The 15,313-nt window shown below is 71.7% G+C and carries 14 protein-coding genes and 1 pseudogene; 12 read left to right on the top strand and 3 right to left on the bottom strand.

The genetic code is table 11. The features are described from left to right. Nucleotides 1-198 precede the first annotated feature (198 nt). The 3 genes from ACZ561_RS01180 to ACZ561_RS01170 all read left to right on the top strand — a co-directional run bounded on the left by ACZ561_RS01180 (nt 199) and on the right by ACZ561_RS01170 (nt 3,308). Complete coding sequence (locus tag ACZ561_RS01180; protein WP_470988069.1) at nt 199-579, top strand: SAV_915 family protein; 381 nt, start codon at nt 199-201, stop codon at nt 577-579. A 16-nt stretch (nt 580-595) separates the two neighbouring features. Further along, a complete protein-coding gene (gene lysA / locus ACZ561_RS01175; protein ID WP_470988066.1) occupies nt 596-1,930 on the top strand; it encodes a diaminopimelate decarboxylase in 1,335 nt (444 codons plus the stop codon). A gap of 565 nt (nt 1,931-2,495) precedes the next feature. Beyond that, complete coding sequence (locus tag ACZ561_RS01170; protein WP_470988064.1) at nt 2,496-3,308, top strand: hypothetical protein; 813 nt, start codon at nt 2,496-2,498, stop codon at nt 3,306-3,308. Nucleotides 3,309-3,547: 239 nt separating this feature from the next. Here ACZ561_RS01170 and ACZ561_RS01165 read toward each other — a convergent pair whose 3' ends face one another. Then, the gene (locus ACZ561_RS01165; protein ID WP_470988062.1) at nt 3,548-3,733 is read right to left on the bottom strand and encodes a hypothetical protein; all 186 of its coding nucleotides are present in this window, start codon (nt 3,731-3,733) and stop codon (nt 3,548-3,550) included. An 89-nt stretch (nt 3,734-3,822) separates the two neighbouring features. Here ACZ561_RS01165 and ACZ561_RS01160 point away from each other — a divergent pair, with 89 nt between their 5' ends. From ACZ561_RS01160 to ACZ561_RS01150, 3 genes are all read left to right on the top strand, one after another. Continuing rightward, nucleotides 3,823-4,050, top strand: a complete 228-nt coding sequence (locus ACZ561_RS01160; protein WP_376439898.1) for a hypothetical protein — start codon at nt 3,823-3,825, stop codon at nt 4,048-4,050. A gap of 161 nt (nt 4,051-4,211) precedes the next feature. Continuing rightward, on the top strand, nt 4,212-4,685 hold the full coding sequence (locus tag ACZ561_RS01155) for a VOC family protein (RefSeq protein WP_470988059.1): 474 nt from the start codon (nt 4,212-4,214) through the stop codon (nt 4,683-4,685). Nucleotides 4,686-4,852: 167 nt separating this feature from the next. After that, a complete protein-coding gene (locus tag ACZ561_RS01150) occupies nt 4,853-5,461 on the top strand; it encodes a response regulator transcription factor (RefSeq protein ID WP_376439893.1) in 609 nt (202 codons plus the stop codon). Nucleotides 5,462-5,468: 7 nt separating this feature from the next. Here the strand turns inward: ACZ561_RS01150 and ACZ561_RS01145 are convergent, their stop codons facing one another. After that, nucleotides 5,469-7,292 (bottom strand): sensor histidine kinase, encoded by a 1,824-nt coding sequence (locus tag ACZ561_RS01145; RefSeq protein WP_470988056.1) that lies wholly within the window; start codon nt 7,290-7,292, stop codon nt 5,469-5,471. A gap of 114 nt (nt 7,293-7,406) precedes the next feature. On the opposite strand from ACZ561_RS01145, the gene ACZ561_RS01140 reads away from it, so the two are divergent. The 5 genes from ACZ561_RS01140 to ACZ561_RS01120 all read left to right on the top strand — a co-directional run bounded on the left by ACZ561_RS01140 (nt 7,407) and on the right by ACZ561_RS01120 (nt 14,075). Then, nucleotides 7,407-9,380, top strand: coding sequence for a serine hydrolase domain-containing protein (locus tag ACZ561_RS01140; protein WP_470988054.1), 1,974 nt, complete (start codon nt 7,407-7,409; stop codon nt 9,378-9,380). Between the two features lie 84 nt (nt 9,381-9,464). Next, nucleotides 9,465-10,811, top strand: coding sequence for a nicotinate phosphoribosyltransferase (locus ACZ561_RS01135; RefSeq protein ID WP_470988051.1), 1,347 nt, complete (start codon nt 9,465-9,467; stop codon nt 10,809-10,811). A gap of 120 nt (nt 10,812-10,931) precedes the next feature. Then, nucleotides 10,932-11,603 carry a DUF4389 domain-containing protein gene (locus ACZ561_RS01130; RefSeq protein WP_470988049.1) on the top strand — a complete coding sequence of 224 codons (672 nt, stop codon included), beginning with the start codon at nt 10,932-10,934 and terminating at the stop codon, nt 11,601-11,603. A gap of 199 nt (nt 11,604-11,802) precedes the next feature. Further along, complete coding sequence (locus ACZ561_RS01125) at nt 11,803-12,969, top strand: low temperature requirement protein A (RefSeq protein WP_470988046.1); 1,167 nt, start codon at nt 11,803-11,805, stop codon at nt 12,967-12,969. 158 nt (nt 12,970-13,127) lie between these two features. Beyond that, on the top strand, nt 13,128-14,075 hold the full coding sequence (locus tag ACZ561_RS01120) for an NmrA/HSCARG family protein (protein ID WP_470988043.1): 948 nt from the start codon (nt 13,128-13,130) through the stop codon (nt 14,073-14,075). A gap of 293 nt (nt 14,076-14,368) precedes the next feature. On the opposite strand, the pseudogene ACZ561_RS01115 reads toward ACZ561_RS01120, so the two are convergent. Continuing rightward, nucleotides 14,369-14,668: pseudogene (locus tag ACZ561_RS01115) on the bottom strand (Lrp/AsnC family transcriptional regulator); the annotation flags it as partial. 13 nt (nt 14,669-14,681) lie between these two features. Between ACZ561_RS01115 and ACZ561_RS01110 the strand changes: the two are divergent. Beyond that, nucleotides 14,682-15,266 carry a LysE family translocator gene (locus ACZ561_RS01110; RefSeq protein ID WP_470988040.1) on the top strand — a complete coding sequence of 195 codons (585 nt, stop codon included), beginning with the start codon at nt 14,682-14,684 and terminating at the stop codon, nt 15,264-15,266. The last annotated feature ends 47 nt before the right edge of the window (nt 15,267-15,313 follow it).

Below are 15,313 nucleotides of genomic sequence, written 5' to 3'. Positions count from 1 at the left end.
CTGCCGCGCCTCCGGCGGCTGACGCCCCACGTGGCGACCGTCAGTGGTGTGTAGGGACTCGATCCATCGCCGTCAAGGTGCCGTCAAAGCGCTGCCCTGGAGGCTGGGCGGCGGGGATAGCTTCGATGACGCGCCCCGGCCTGCCGACTCGGCAGGCCGGGGTCCCACCAACCGTTCGCGGCTCCTCAGGGAGGGCCCATGTGTCTGTTCCAGTACGCCGACGATCCCGAGCCCGAAGAACAGGTCCCGGCCGGACCGCTGTACGTGCCCGTCCGGCCGGGAAGCGGCGCGGAAACCGTGATTCGGCTGTTCCGCACGCCGCTCGGCACGCGTACCGCCGTCGGCTTCACCCGCACGGACCGGCTGACCGAGGTGCTGGGCGAGGCCCAGCCGTACATCCGGCTGTCGGAATCCGTCCTGCGGGCGCTCTGCGCGCCGCTCGGCGCGGACCTGGTCACCGTCGACCCGGCACTGTCCGCTCCCGCGGTCCCCACGCGCACGCCGGACCGCCGGTCGGACCGACAGCCGGACCAGGCCGCCGGGGCCGTCGAGGCCGTCCGAGCCGTCCGGGCCGTCTGAGAAGGGGACGAGTTCCATGACCATTGCCCTGGTCTCCGAGGTCGCCGCGGAAGCGGACGACCTGTCGGTGTGGCCGGCGTCCACGACCCGTCTGCCGCACGGTGGCCTCGCCGTCGGCGGGGTGTCGTTGGCCGACATCGCCGACCGCTTCGACACACCCGCGTACGTGCTGGACGAGGGTGAGGTACGGGCCCGCTGCCGTACCTACCGGGCCGCCTTCCCCGACGCCGATGTGCTGTACGCCGCCAAGGCGTTCCTGTCCCGGACCATGGTTCGCTGGGTCGCGGAGGAGGGCCTCGGACTGGACGACTGCTCGGCCGGCGAGCTCGAACTCGCGGTCACGGCGGGGTTCCCACCGGACCGTATCGTCCTGCACGGCAACGCCAAGTCGCCGCACGACATCGAGTCGGCCCTGCGCCTCGGCGTGGGCCGGATCGTCATCGACAGCCCGTCCGAGATCGCGCGGCTGGCCGCGCTCGTGGGCCCCCGCGGCCGGCAGAAGGTGCTGGTCCGCGTGGTCCCCGGTGTATCGGCCGGCGGTCACGAGAAGATCCGCACCGGCACGGACGGCCAGAAGTTCGGTCTGTCGCTCACCGACGGATCCGCGCAGCACGCCATCGCCCGTCTGCTGCCCCAGCCTCAGCTCCAACTGGTCGGCCCGCACTGCCACATCGGCTCCCAGATCACGGACGTCAAGCCGTACGTCGCCGCCCTGCGCCGCATGGTGGGGCTGATGGCCCGCGTCCGCGACACCCACGGTCTCGTGCTGCCCGAACTCGACATGGGCGGCGGCCACGGCATCGCGTACCGGCCCGGGGAACCCAGCCTCGACCTGACGGCCCTGGCCCGCAGGCTGCGGATCGAACTCGCGGCGAGCTGTACGGCGGCCGGGCTCGAGCCGCCCCGGCTCACCATCGAACCCGGCCGTGCCGTCGCGGGCCCCGCGGGAGTGGCGCTCTACCGGGTGCTGGCCGTGAAGAACACCGGTGCCCAGGTGTTCGTGGCCGTGGACGGAGGCATGAGCGACAACCCCCGCCCGGCGCTGTACGGAGTGCGCTACGCCCCTCGTCTCGTCGGCCGCCACTCCACCGTCGACACCCGCGCGGCCACGGTGGTGGGCCGGCACTGCGAGGCGGGCGACATCCTCGCCGCCGATGTCGAGCTGCCCGGTGACATCCGCCCCGGCGATCTGCTCGCGATCCCCGTGGCGGGGGCGTACCAGCTGTCGATGGCCTCCGGGTACAACATGGTCGGCCGGCCCCCGGTCGTCGCGGTCGACGGCGGCACGGCCCGCCTCCTCGTACGACGCGAGACGCTGGACGACCTCCGCAGCCGGGACATCGGCGAATAGGGCCCGAGCCCGAACACGATCCCGCCGGACGGGTGCTCAGGCACCGGTCCGGCGGGACTTCCGTACGTCCGCTCCGCCCGCCGTCGGCCGGTGTGGCGCGCAGGCGGCGAAGAGGGCAGGGCTCCGTCCCCTGCGGGGCAGGTGGGATGAGCGGGTCGGGCTGGACGGCAACCGCGGTGGGTGAAGCCGTTCAGGTGGTCACGCACCGCAGCAGCCCGGCCATGACCTGCGGTGACGTGGCGGGAGAGGCCTCGAGTGGTGGTCGGTGACCGGGCAAGGGGACGTGGTGTGTGGCTGGCTGAGGGAGGCGCGTTTCCCATCACCCCGAAGGGGCCTCACGGCGATGAGCCTCGCCGCCGAAACCAGGCTCAGATCGGTCTCCGACAGCCGTTCGCGTGCCGGCCGAACGTGCCGCTACAAGCGCTCGCCGTGCTCACAGCCGGCCTGTGCTCCCCATCGGCCATCGCGCCTCTCACACTGATCACACATGGACCGAATGACGCCCGCGAGAAGCCTGAACCTGCTTTCCGAGCGTGCCATCGGCCAGTTCCAGAAGGAGCAATTCATGAGTCCTGAGCACAGGCCGCCCAGCGTCATGGGGCCTCTCCCCCTGAAGGGCAGGCGGATAGCCGAGGGAGCGCTGGCAACGCTGGCCCTCATCACGCTGGGCCTCTCCAGTCCCGCAGCGGCCGCAAACCACCCGACCTCGCAGTCGTCAACGCCGTTGGGCGATCACGACAAGTGCAAGGACAAGGGTGACGACAAGTATCTGGGCGCCTCGGGGACGCTCGACAAGGACAAGGACAAGGACAAGGACAAGGACAAGTGCAAGGGGGCGACGGGCCCAACCGGTCCGACCGGCCCCGCGGGCGCCACCGGAGACACCGGCCCGACCGGCCCGACCGGCCCCGCGGGCACCGGAGCCAAGGGAGACACCGGAGACACAGGAGCCACCGGCCCGTCCGGGTGCGGCAAGGACGTCGACTCGCTGCTCCCCAACGGCACCGAAGAGTTCAGCATCATCCTCCGCGACGGTGCCGCATTCGGGGCCCACCGGCCGACCCGCACGGGGCCGGTGTACTTCGAGCAGGACCTGACCACCTACCCCAACTACCCCGACGAAAGCACCGTCTGCGGCGCGACCTTGTCGTCACAGGCCAACGACCTGAACTACAAGGTGACCACCACGACTGGAGCCGTATGGGAGCTCCAGTGCCCCGTGAACAACATGAATCGGATCGACTGCACCGGCGCGGAGTGGGAACAGATCACGTTCACGAACGTGCCCGTGGGGCCGTTCAGGAGCGGCGAACCCCCGACCTCGGGCCAGCGGTCCATCATCGACAAGGCCCTCTCCAAGAGCCTCAATCGATCGTAGAGCCGGTCGAGGGGGCGGGCCTGCCATCCACTCATGCTGCGTCGACACCCGGGACGTTGTGTGGGGCTACGACGGCAAGCCCTGACGCACCCATGGAAGTGGCTCCGCGCCGTGCGAAGGGAACGCGGAGCCACCGGCAACCACACCGCCATCGGCAGGTGGTGTCACTGTGACCGTACGAGCCGCGCGCCCCGGCGGCCCGTCAGGCGCCCGCGCACGGGTGACCGGCCACCCAGGCACTACCGACCTGCCGGCGCCCGGCCGAGCTCCTCTCCGATGCGGCTTCCGTCGCCGTAGGCGGAGTCGTGGATCCAGCCCCGGACCCGGTCGCTGGTCCCCGCCTCGACCCGGACGAGTTCGCATGTGGCGCCCGTGGTCACCGGGTGGGCGAACGCGCCGAGCGGGGCACGACGGCAGGAGCGCACGTCACGAACGAAGTGATGCAAATGCGGTGCATGCTGGGAGCGTTCATGGTTCAATTGCGATGCATCTTGGTCGTCAGGAAGGCATTGCCATGGATCAGCTCCCCGCCCACCCCGACAGCGAGCGGTACTCGGTGACGTTGTGCCCACCGGCTGTCACCGCGATCGCGGAGCTCACCGCCGCGACCGGTGTCAGCAAGGCCGACGTGATCAACCGGGCGGTCCTGCTGCTCGGATTCGTCGAAGGCGAACGCGCCAAGGGCAGCGACCTGATGATTCGCGACAGCGCGGGATCCCTGGAGCGCATCCACATTCTCTGACCCCTGGGCCACGCGCTCGGAGGCACCCGGATCGGCTTCCGGCCTCCCCCTTCCGCATGGACTTGAGACGGCGCAGGGGGGTGGTTGCGCGGATTCGGGGTGTGGTGGAGCAATGATTCCCGGGCCGCCGGACGGCGGTGACACGAGATCAGGAGAACGCCATGCCCCGGATCACCCCCAACCTCTGGTTCGACACACAGGGCAAGGAGGCCGCGGAGTTCTACTGCTCGGTCTTCCCCAACTCGGAGATCAAGAACGTGTCCCACTACGGGGAGGCGGGCCCCCGCCCTGCCGGGACCGTGCTGACCGTCGACTTCGTCCTGGACGGCACGCACTTCACCGCCATCAACGGCGGCCCCGAGTTCACCTTCGACGAGGCCGTGTCCTTCCTCATCGACTGCGCGGACCAGGGGGAGGTCGACTACTACTGGAACAAGCTGTCCGAGGGCGGACAGGAGGGCCCGTGCGGCTGGGTCAAGGACAAGTTCGGCCTGAGCTGGCAAGTCGTGCCCTCCGTCCTGGAAGAACTTCTCAGCGATCCGGACGAGGCACGCGCCCAGCGGGCGATGAAGGCGATGCTCACCATGGGAAAGCTGGACGTCGCCGCGCTGCTCGCCGCCGCGGACGGCTCCTGACCCCACGCCCCCGAGGACCACGAGGACCGGCGGACCCCGACGCCCCGCAGCAGCGCGTGCACCGCGCAACGGCCACGCGGGACACCCGCCCCGGACGTCCCTCCGGCGGAACGCGCCTCGGGACCGAGCCCCCCGGCAGCCGTTACGATCTTCCAGGGGGAGGAACCATGATCCGGATTCTGCTGGCCGAGGACATGCACCTGATCCGCGGGGCGCTGGTCGCCCTGCTGGGTCTCGAGGACGACATGGAGGTCGTCGCCGAAGTGGCCCGCGGGGACGCCGTCGTCCCCGCCGCGCTCGCCCACCGGCCCACCGTGGCCGTTCTCGACCTGGAGATGCCCGGCGCGGACGGGCTCTCCGCCGCCCGCGACCTCTCCGTCGCGCTTCCCGAGTGCCGGATCATGATCCTCACCGCGCTGGGCCGTCCGGAGGCGCTGCGGTCCGCACTCGCCGCACGTGTCGGCGGGTTCATGCTCAAGGACGCCCCGCCGGACCAGCTCGCCGCCGCGATCCGCCGTGTGGCCGCCGGGGATCACGTCATCGACCCGAAGCTCGCCGCCGCGGCGCTCACCGCCAAGGAGAGCCCGCTCACGACCCGCGAGACCGATGTGCTGCGGCTGGCCGCCACCGGCGCCGAGCTCGACCACATCGCTCGTGAACTGCACCTCACCCAGGGCACCGTACGGAACTACCTCGGCGCGGCGGTCACCAAGCTCGCGGCCCGCAATCGGCTCGACGCGGTGCGGATCGCACGGGAGGAAGGCTGGCTGGGATGACGCGGAGTCATCCTCCGGCCCGCGACGGCGCCGAGACGGGCTCGGTCACCAGCCGGACGGTCAGGACGAAGCCGCCTCCGTCCGGGGCCGACCCAGCCTCCAGCCGCCCGCCGAGCGCCGCCGCGCGCTCACGTAGATTCCTCAGCCCGTTGCCGCCGACGCCGGCCACCGCGGTGCTTCCCTCCGCCAGCGACCCACGGCCGTCGTCCGCCACCCGCAACAGCCTCTGACCGACCTCCACTTCGCACCATCGTGCTCCCGGGGCGTGCCGCAGCACGTTCGTCACCGCCTCCCGCAGCACCGTGGCGAAGAGCGCCTCCGACACCTCGTCGACGTTCTCCACCTCGCCCCGCACCCGCACCTCGATGCCGGTGGCGGCGAGCACCTTCCGGGCGGAGTTCACCTCCTCGGCAAGCGTGAGATCCGTGCCGTCCCCCGGGATCGCCCGGAGGTCCGCGAGCGCTCGGCCCGCCAGCGCCGCCGCATCGGCGAAATGGCCGTCGGCTCGTACCGGGTCCGGGTCGCGGTCCGCCAACTCGCCCTTCAGCGCGATCGCCGACAGGCCGTAGCCCAGCAGATCGTGGACGTCCCTGGCGATGCGCCGACGCTCTCGGGCCACCGCCAGCGAGGCGAGTGCTCCGCGGGCCTCCCGCACCTGGTGGACGAGGCCGGTGAGCAGAGCCAGGCCGTAGAAGACCAGAGCGATCACCACGACGTCCAGGACCAGGACCGCGGCGCCCCGGGCTCCGGGGCCGTCGGTCCGTACGAGCGCCACGACCGCCACCAGGCCCGTCAGCGCTGCTGCCGCAGGCCAGGCGATGCGCCCCGGGAGAACGATCAGCACCGAGGCCGCGGCGAAGGCCACCAACTGGGGGTACGGGCCGTCCGGAGCCGCCAGTACGCCCAGGGCGAGGGCGAGTTGGGCGCCCAGCGTCCACGCCACGTACCGGGGACGTACGCCCGGCGGACGCGGCAGGGAGTGGTACGCCTGCAGACCGACGACCGCCGCCAACGCGGCCGTGTACGCGGCGAATCGCCCACCCGTCACCCCGTCGTCGAGCAGGAAGGCCACACCCACGATCAGGTACTCGAGGTGGGTGGCGACGACGATGGGCCACGCCAGCCGGGGTGTCAGGGCGCCCGGGGGGATGTCCGCGCCGTCGGCGGAGTGCACGGACGGGGCGGCTCGTACCCGATCCGTCGCCGCCCGCGCCACCGTCACCAGCTGCCGCGCTCCCCGCGTTCCCTGTCCGGCCAGCCGGACGATCTCCGCCAGTGCCGTTCCCAGCACCGCGTGGAGGTCCCGCCCGGCGCGCTCCCGCTCGGCCGCGACCCGGGCGCGCGCCAATGCGCCGCGGGTGGCGCGGAGTTCGGTGTAGAGGTCGGTGAGTCGGGTGAGTGCGTAGATGATCAGGCCGTGGGCGAGAGCGTTGCCGATGCCGTTGAGTACGGAGTGGACACCGCCGTCTCCGGGGGCGAGCAGCCCGCCGGCGAGCACCACGACCGCGAACAGGGCCCAGCGGACGGGCCGTTCGATGACGAGCAGCACGGAGGCGCCGAGGAACCCGGGCAGGCCGGACCAGGGCGCGAGCAGGATCTGCGCGGCGAGGGTCCACGCCCCGCGCAGCCGCCGCGTCGAGGGCAGGCAGGTGACGATCTGGAGCAGCAGCATCGGCACGGCGGCCGGGCGCGGCAGGAGGACACCGGGCTCGAAGGAGAATCCGAGAAGGACGACGACGAGGACCACGGAGACGACCGCGGGCGTCGGACCGGGCTCGGCGGAGCCGTCGGCGGTGCTGTCGACGGTGCGGTCGGCCTGGCGGGCGTTCATGAGGTCACGGTAGACGTACGCCTGGGCACCGCACCCGGCCCACCCATGTGAAATACACACAGGCCGATGCGGCTCGCACTGGAGCGGCCCACGCCCGGACGACATCGTCGACGTATGCGTACGACGCCGATACGGGCCCTCGCCACGATGGCCGCCACGATCACGATGACGGTCACCTCCGCCGCGCTGGTCTCCGTACCCACATCCGCTCACGCGGCCGTTCCGACCGGCCCCGCCGCCCTCCCTGACGCCCGTGATTCCCGCACCCCCGGCGCTCTCGACTCCCTCGTCGACACCGCCGTCGCCGACTACCTCGCGGACGACCGCATCCCCGGCGCGGCCGTCACGGTGGTCTCCGGCGGCCGGACCGTCCTGACCAAGGGCTACGGCGTCGCCGACATCGGCACCAGGGCGCCGGTGGACCCCCACAGCACGGTCTTCTTCCTCGGCTCGCTCGCCAAGCTGTTCACCGCGCAGGCCGCCTCCCAGCTCGTCGCCGAGGGCAGGATCGACCCGAACGCCGACGTCAACGACCACCTCCGCGCTGTCACCGTCCCCGACACCTATCCCGGACGCCCCGTCACCCTGGACCGACTCCTCACCCACACCGGCGGCTTCGACAGCGACCTCGTCGGCCGCAGCAGGGCCCGTGCCCAGGACGTCGAACCGCTCGCCGAAAGCCTCGTGACGCGCCGCCCGCCCCGGGTCCGCGCCCCCGGCACGATCGCCTCGTACGACAACTACGGCTACGCGCTCGCGGGCCAGATCGTCGCCGAGACCTCGGGCCGGCCCTTCCCCTCCTACGTCGACGAGCACATCCTCAGGCCGCTGGGCATGACGCGTTCCACGGTCGCCCAGCCGCAGCCGGAGCCGATCGCAGCGCGTCTCGCCCGCGGCTACCGGCCCGGCGGTACGTCCGGCTGGACCGAGGACAAGGGTCAGTACGGCGCGTGGAGCCCGACCGGGCCTGGGGCCGTCAGCACCGCCGCCGACATGGGCCGTTGGATGACCGACCAGCTCGCCGACACAGCTCCGGCGAACCGCCTGATGCAGCAGGTGCACCACCGGCAGGATCCCCGGCTGCCCGGCGTCGGCTACGGCTTCGAGGAGTGGCGGCGCGACGGGCGGACCGGCTGGTTCAAGGACGGCGACATCCCCGGATTCCACTCGAACCTGCTCCTTGTCCCCGGCCATGATCTGGGGGTGTTCGTCGTCTTCAACGGTGACGGCAAGGACGGCCGGGCCGCCTGGGACGGCAAGGACCTGATCAATCGCATCGTGGACGCCCTGGTCCCGGACCGCCCGGCGACCGCGGCACCGGGCGCGGCCGGCGATGCCGCCACGGACCCCGTCCTCGACTCGTACACCGGCACGTACCGCCCCGCCCGGGTCAGCCGGACCGGCCTCATGGCGGTCGAAGGCCTGGTCTCGTCGGTCAGCGTGGAGAGGGACGGCCCGAACGGACTGCGCACCACGGGTCTCTCCCTCGACCCCGACCGAACCGAACAGAGCTGGCTCGCCCTCGGCGACGGCCTCTTCCGCGAACGCGGCGGCCATGGTGCGACGCTCGCCTTCACCAAGGGCGGAGTACTGGTCTCGTCGGCGACGCCGTCGACGGCGTACGAGGAACTGACCTGGCGTCAATCTCCGTCCCTGCACATGGGATTGCTCGCCCTCGGCGTGGGCGGGCTGGTCATCGGTGCGATCGCGTTCCCGGCAACCGCCCTGCTGCGCCGCACCCGTGGCCGGACCCCGCATCCGCCCGCCGCGCGGGCCACCCGGGCAGCGGCCGCGGTGACCGGCCTGATCGCGGCGGCCTTCACCGCCGCACTCGCGTCGGTCGTCGCGGACGGCAACGCGATGATGGAGATGGTCCCCCTGGGGTCGCCGATCCTGTCCGCCGTCACGATGCTGGGTACGGCACTGGTGGCCTTGACCCTGGGCGTGGTGGCGGGGGCGGTCGGGGCCTGGCTCCGCGGATGGTGGACCGTCGCGGGCCGTCTGCTGTTCTCCATCACGGCGGCGGCCGCGATCGCGACGACGAGCATGTTGCTCCACTACCACCTGGCGGGGTTCCCGTTCGCCTGACGGGCCGGGTGGCCTCGTGCGGCAACCGGGCGTCGTACGCCCGTTGCGCGTGCGGCGCGCAGATCGGCCGCGCATCCTCGAAGTATGTCCCTGGTGACCACGACCGAGCTGTACGAGGTCACGATGGCGCTCTCGTACCTGCGGGAGGACATGCGGGCACCGGCCACCTTCAGCCTCTTCGTGCGCGACCTGCCGCCGGGGCACGGCTTCCTCGTGGCCGCCGGGCTCGAACCCGCGCTCGACCACCTCTCGCGGTTCCGGGTGGGCCTGTCCGATGTGCGTGCGTTCGCGGAGGCCCTGGGACGGCCGGTCGAGGAGCTCGAGCCCCTGCACGGGCTGTCCTTCGACGGCCAGGTCCGCGCGGTTGCGGAAGGGCGGCTCGTCCTCGCCGGTGAACCCCTCCTGGAGGTCACCGCGCCCCTGCCCCAGGCCAGGCTCGTGGAGACGTATCTGGTGGCGCTCGTCTGCCATCAGACGGCGGTCGCCGCCAAGGCGGCACGCTGTGTGCTCGCCGCCGCCGGGCGGTCCCTCGTGGACTCCTCCTCGCGCCGGACCCACGAACCGGCGGCCGGCCTGCAGGCGGCGCGGCTCTGCGCGCTGGTCGGCTTCGCCGGTACGAGCAATGTCGCGGCCGCCGCCCAGTACGGCATTCCCTCGTCCGGCACCATGGCCCACTCGCACATCGAGTCCTTCGCCTCCGAGGAGGACGCCTTCCGGGCGTTCGCGCGCGCCCACCCGGGCCCGGTGACCCTCCTGGTCGACACGTACGACACGGACCGTGGGGTGGCGACGGCCGCCCGCGTCCTGACGGACCTGGGGCGCGGTCCGGGGTCCGCGATCCGCATCGACAGCGGCGACCTCGGAGCGCGCGCTCACCGGGCCAGGGCCACTCTCGACGCGGCGGGGCTGCGGGACGTGCGGATCATCGCGGGCGGTGAACTCGACGAGTACGGCGTGGCCGCTCTCGTACGGGACGGGGCACCGATCGACGTCTTCGCCGTGGGCGCGAAGATCGGCGTCGCCGCCGACGCCCCGTATCTCGATGCTTCCTACAAGCTTGTCGAGTACGACGGGCGTCCGGTCATGAGGCTCTCGTCCGCCCGGACGACGGCGCCCGCACCGAAGCAGGTCTTCCGCGGCCCGGGGCTTCGCGACACCGTGGGTCTGGCGAATGAGGAGCCGCCGGACGGTACGGAGCCGCTGCTGCGGACCGTGATGCGCGGCGGGCTCCGCACGGAGCCGCCCGACACCCTGGACGCCGCGCGTGCCCGTTTCGAGGCCGACCTGGCGCAGCTCCCGGAGGCGGCCCGGCGCATCGAGAACCCCGTCGCCCCGGTCCCCGCGGCGTCGACGCGGCTCACGGTCCTGACGACGGTCGTCCGCCACCGGATCGAGGCGCGGCCTGAGGGCAGGCAGGAGGCGGGGCCGTGAGGAGGACTCCGGCGGGCTCGTGCTCCGGTGGGCCGGAGGGCGGAACGGGGTGATCCTGAAGGTGGGGGCGCATGGCCGGCTCCCGCACGAAACTACCGGTCCGGCGAGGAAGTGACGTTCATGGACACCTCCCGTTCCTCCTACCCTCCGGTCACGGTGACGGCCCGGCTCGACACCCCGCTGTCCCGCTGGTTGTGGCTGGTCAAGTGGCTCCTCGTGATCCCCCACTGGATCGTGCTGATCTTCCTCTGGATCGCGTTTCTGATCGTGACCGTGATCGCGTTCTTCGCCATCCTGTTCACCGAGCGGTATCCGCGACCACTGTTCGACTTCAATCTCGGAGTGCTGCGCTGGGCCTGGCGCGTCTCCTACTACTCGTACAGCGCCCTCGGCACCGACCGCTACCCACCCTTCAGCCTGGGGCCGGAGCCCGACTACCCCGCGCGGCTGGACATCGCCTACCCGGAGCGGCTCTCGCGCGGCCTCGTCCTGGTCAAGTGGTGGCTGCTCGCCATCCCGCACTACCTCGTGATCGCCATCTTCGCCGGTGGCATGAGGGCGAGCTGGTGGAGCGGTGGCCTGATCACCCTGCTGACCCTCTTCGCCGCCATCGCCCTCGCGTTCACCGGCCGGTATCCGCGCGATCTGTTCGTCCTGGTGGTCGGCCTGAACCGCTGGGTCTTCCGGGTCGCGGCCTACGCGGGCCTCATGACGGACGCCTACCCGCCGTTCCGCCTCGACCAAGGGGGCGAGGAGCCCGCCGAGAAGCTCTGGCCCGCCGACGGGCGTTGATCCCGCGCCCACCGGACGACGGGCGCGGGTGCGGTGACATGAGCCAGGGGCAGCTCTCCTCGGGGACACAGGACGTGCGGGTGACGGCTCCGGAGGATCCCGGGGCGACGCCGGAGACGGCGGGCGGCGACGGGGTCGGATCCGTGATCTGATGCAGCCAGTCCGTGCCGCAGTCGAACCCGCCCTTCCGGATGGCCCGATGAGCACTCCGCACACCACGGCTCCGTCGCCCTCGCCCGAGCCCCGGCACGCCGGGTGGCTGGAGCTCTTCTTCGACCTGGTGTTCGTCGCTTTCGTCGCCCAGCTCTCGCACGGTCTCCACGGCGATCCCAGCTGGCGCGATTTCGGCATCTTCCTCGCGCTCTACTTCCCACCGTGGTGGATGTGGGCGAACCTCACGGTCTCCGCCAACCTCTTCAAGGACGACAGCGCCCGCCGCCGCCTCGCCATGCTGGCCGCGATGCTGTGCCTGGCGCTGATGGCGGCCGCGGTGCCGGAGGCCGACGGCGACCGGGCCCCCGCGTACGCCCTCGGCTATGCGGGGACGCGCCTCGTCCTGCTGGCCCTGTGGTGGCCGGCCACCCGCTTCCCCGCGCCCCAGACGCTGCCGCGCTGGCGGCCGCTGACCTACTGCCTGCTCTCCGCGCTGCTCTGGGCCGGCTCCGCCGCGGTCCCGGCGCCCTGGATCTACCCGGTCTGGGCCGGCCTGCTGATCGCGGAGATGATCCTGCTGCTCACCTCGCGGGGCCAGGGAATCCCCGGCCGGCTGCACACCGGCCACCTGGTCGAACGGGTCGGACTGTTCGTGATCATCGTCCTGGGCGAGTCCGTGCTGGCGCTGATCACCTCCACCGACCACGTCTGGACCGCCGCGGCCGGTGTGGTGGCGGTGCTCGGGTTCGTCCTGCTGGCCGCGCTCTGGTGGTCGTACTTCGACTTCGCCTCGACCGCCGCGGAGCGGGTCATCGGCACCGCCGGCGGGCGGGACGCCTACCTGCTCGCCCGTGACGTGGCCGGCTTCCTGCACTTCTTCGTCACCGCGGCCGTCATCTCCATGGCCGCCGGACTGGCCACGGCGGTGGAGGAGTCCGGCCACGACCACCTGGCCCGGGGCGCGGTCTGGGCGCTCTGTGGAGGCCTGGCGCTGTACCACGCGGCGCACGCCCTGATCGCGTTGCGGTTCGGCCGGCCCCTTCGCCAGGTGGCCGTCTGGGCGGTCCCGGGGATCGGGATCCCGCTCCTCGTCGTCCTCGGCGCGGACACGCTCGCGCCCTGGCTCGTGGTCCTGCTGCTCGCGGCCGAGGCCATCGTCCATCTGCTGTACGCCAAGGCCCTGGCACGCCGACGCACGGCCCTCCCCGGCTAGGTCGGGGCAATCGGGGCCGTTCTTGGCCGTCCGGCCCTTCTTCGCGGCGGAGCGGTGCTTGGCGAGCGCTCGACCGGGTAGCCGCGCCGCAGGCGCCTCCGGCAGACGCGCCCGGCCACTCGATCGGGGGAAGTACCTGGACGGAGGAGGCGGGGACGATGGCGGAGAAGCGCATTGTCACCGTGTTCGGCGCGACCGGGCGCCAAGGTGGATCTCTCGCACGCGCGATCCTCGGGAAGCACGACGGCGACTTCACGGTGCGTGCCGTGACCCGCAAGCCGGAATCGGAGCCCGCGGTCGAGCTCGAGCGGCTCGGATGCGAGGTGGTCCGGGCCGACATGGACGACGAGGAGAGTCTGGGGCCGGTGTTCGAGGGTGCGTACGGAGCGTTTCTGATGACCAACTTCTGGGAGGGCATGAACGCCGAGCACGAAAAGGCGCAGGCCGAGGCGCTCGCCAGGGCGGCCGGTCACGCCGGTGTCCAGCACGCCGTCTGGTCGACGCTGGAGGACACCCGGGACTGCATCCCGCTCGACGACACCCGCATGCCCACGCTCCAGGATTCCTACAAGGTTCCGCACTTCGATGCCAAGGCCGAGGCCGACCGGTACTTCATCGAGGCCGGCGTGCCGACGACGTTTCTGCGGACCACGTTCTACTGGGAGAACCTGTTCGACATGTTCGCCCCGCAGCCGGCCGACGACGGCGTTCTGGTGCTCAACTTCCCGATGGCGGAGAGTCGGCTGTCCGGCATCAGTTACGTGGACATCGGCGGGACGGCACTGGCCGTCCTGGAGCGCGGTACCGATCTCATCGGCGCGACCGTGAGCATCGCGGGTGAACACCTGAGAGTCGCCGACATGGCCGCCGCACTGACCGAGCAGGTCGGCGCGCCGTTCGCGTATCGCCCGCTGACCCCGGACGCCTACCGCGCCCTGGGCCACCCCGGAGCGGACGAAGCGGGCAACATGTTCCAGTTCTACCGTGACTGCGAGGAGCACTTCACCGCAGCCCGCGACCTGGCTGCCGTACGGGCCCTGTACCCCGGACTCCAGGACTTCAGGACCTGGCTCTCGGCCCACCGCAAGGACTTCCCCCGTTCCTGAGCGCGACGGGCCGCTGTCACGGAGCAACGAGTGCGGGCCCTCACCGCTCTCAGGGCGTCGATCAGCGCGTCCCGGGTCATGCGCGAGCGTCCGGTACCACTTCGCCGACTTCGATCCGCTCGTGCGGTTCCCAGCCGGTACGAACAGGACCACCTGTCGCTCCTGGGCATCGCCGACCGCGAAGGAACGAGCCTCGTCACCGGCCGACCCGCATTCCTCGAGAACGAGGTCCCGCTGCGCCCCGCCGGGTTGTGTCCCGGCCGTCCTCGGCGGAAGTGATCTTTCCTCCTCGCCTACTCGGGCAGAGGCCGGTCGTCGATCACGTTCTTCATGACGAGGGTGGAGGTCAGGCGCTGGACGCCGGGGAGTCGGGCGAGCTTCTGGTCGTACAGCTCCTGGAAGGCGGCCAGGTCGGCGGTCGCGACCCGCAGGAGGTAGTCGGGCTCGCCGAACAGGCGCTGCGCCTGCAGCACGTGCGGGATGCCCCTCAGGGCCTCTTCGAAGGTCGTGACGGTGTCGGGGTCCTCCCAGCGCAGGGTGGCGAAGACGACGGCCTCGAAGTTCAGGCCGACGGCGGCCGGGTCGACGCTGGCGGCCTTCCTGGCAGTGGACCTGCTGCTGGTTTTCACGCCAGGCGCGGACTGGGCCTACGCGATCTCCGCCGGGCTGCGGGGACGTTCCGTCGGCCCGGCGGTCACCGGTCTCATCGCCGGACACATGGCGTACGCGTTGGTGGCCGTCGCGGGCCTGGCGGTGATCATGGCGAGCTCTCCGGCAGCGCTCACCGCCCTGACCCTGGCGGGCGCCGGGTACTTGCTGTGGCTGGGCTGGGGCGTGCTGCGGCAGCCGGCCGTACCGACGGCCGGAGGAGAGAGCGCGGACGCCTCCCGGCTGCAGGTCATGCTCAAGGGGTTCGGGATCAGCGGTCTGAACCCGAAGGCGCTGTTGCTGTACTTCTCGCTGTTCCCGCAGTTCATCGACCCTGCCACGGGCTGGCCGGTCGCCGCGCAGACCGGGCTGCTCAGCACGGTGCACGTGACCGCGTGCGCCGTCGTCTACCTCGCCGTCGCCGTCCTGGCCCGCACGGTGCTGAGCACCCGTCCCTCGGCCGCCCGGGCCGTCACCCGCATCAGTGGTGCCATGATGATCGCCATCGGCGCCTTCCTGCTGGTGGAACGCCTGGCCGGCTGAGGAACCCGCCCCGCTCCACCCCGGCACGAACAGCCGAACTCGTCCGG

The sequence above is a fragment of the Streptomyces sp. NPDC039609 genome (assembly GCF_055596705.1).
Note: the sequence above shows the minus strand (reverse complement) of the source record. Positions and strands in the feature narration are given on the sequence as shown.

Coding starts and splice junctions, on each gene's coding strand:
- ACZ561_RS01180 (WP_470988069.1), top strand. CDS start 199: ATGTGTCTGTTCCAGTACGCCGACGATCCCGAGCCCGAAGAACAGGTC.
- lysA (WP_470988066.1), top strand. CDS start 596: ATGACCATTGCCCTGGTCTCCGAGGTCGCCGCGGAAGCGGACGACCTG.
- ACZ561_RS01170 (WP_470988064.1), top strand. CDS start 2,496: ATGAGTCCTGAGCACAGGCCGCCCAGCGTCATGGGGCCTCTCCCCCTG.
- ACZ561_RS01160 (WP_376439898.1), top strand. CDS start 3,823: ATGGATCAGCTCCCCGCCCACCCCGACAGCGAGCGGTACTCGGTGACG.
- ACZ561_RS01155 (WP_470988059.1), top strand. CDS start 4,212: ATGCCCCGGATCACCCCCAACCTCTGGTTCGACACACAGGGCAAGGAG.
- ACZ561_RS01150 (WP_376439893.1), top strand. CDS start 4,853: ATGATCCGGATTCTGCTGGCCGAGGACATGCACCTGATCCGCGGGGCG.
- ACZ561_RS01145 (WP_470988056.1), bottom strand. CDS start 7,292: ATGAACGCCCGCCAGGCCGACCGCACCGTCGACAGCACCGCCGACGGC.
- ACZ561_RS01140 (WP_470988054.1), top strand. CDS start 7,407: ATGCGTACGACGCCGATACGGGCCCTCGCCACGATGGCCGCCACGATC.
- ACZ561_RS01135 (WP_470988051.1), top strand. CDS start 9,465: ATGTCCCTGGTGACCACGACCGAGCTGTACGAGGTCACGATGGCGCTC.
- ACZ561_RS01130 (WP_470988049.1), top strand. CDS start 10,932: ATGGACACCTCCCGTTCCTCCTACCCTCCGGTCACGGTGACGGCCCGG.
- ACZ561_RS01125 (WP_470988046.1), top strand. CDS start 11,803: ATGAGCACTCCGCACACCACGGCTCCGTCGCCCTCGCCCGAGCCCCGG.
- ACZ561_RS01120 (WP_470988043.1), top strand. CDS start 13,128: ATGGCGGAGAAGCGCATTGTCACCGTGTTCGGCGCGACCGGGCGCCAA.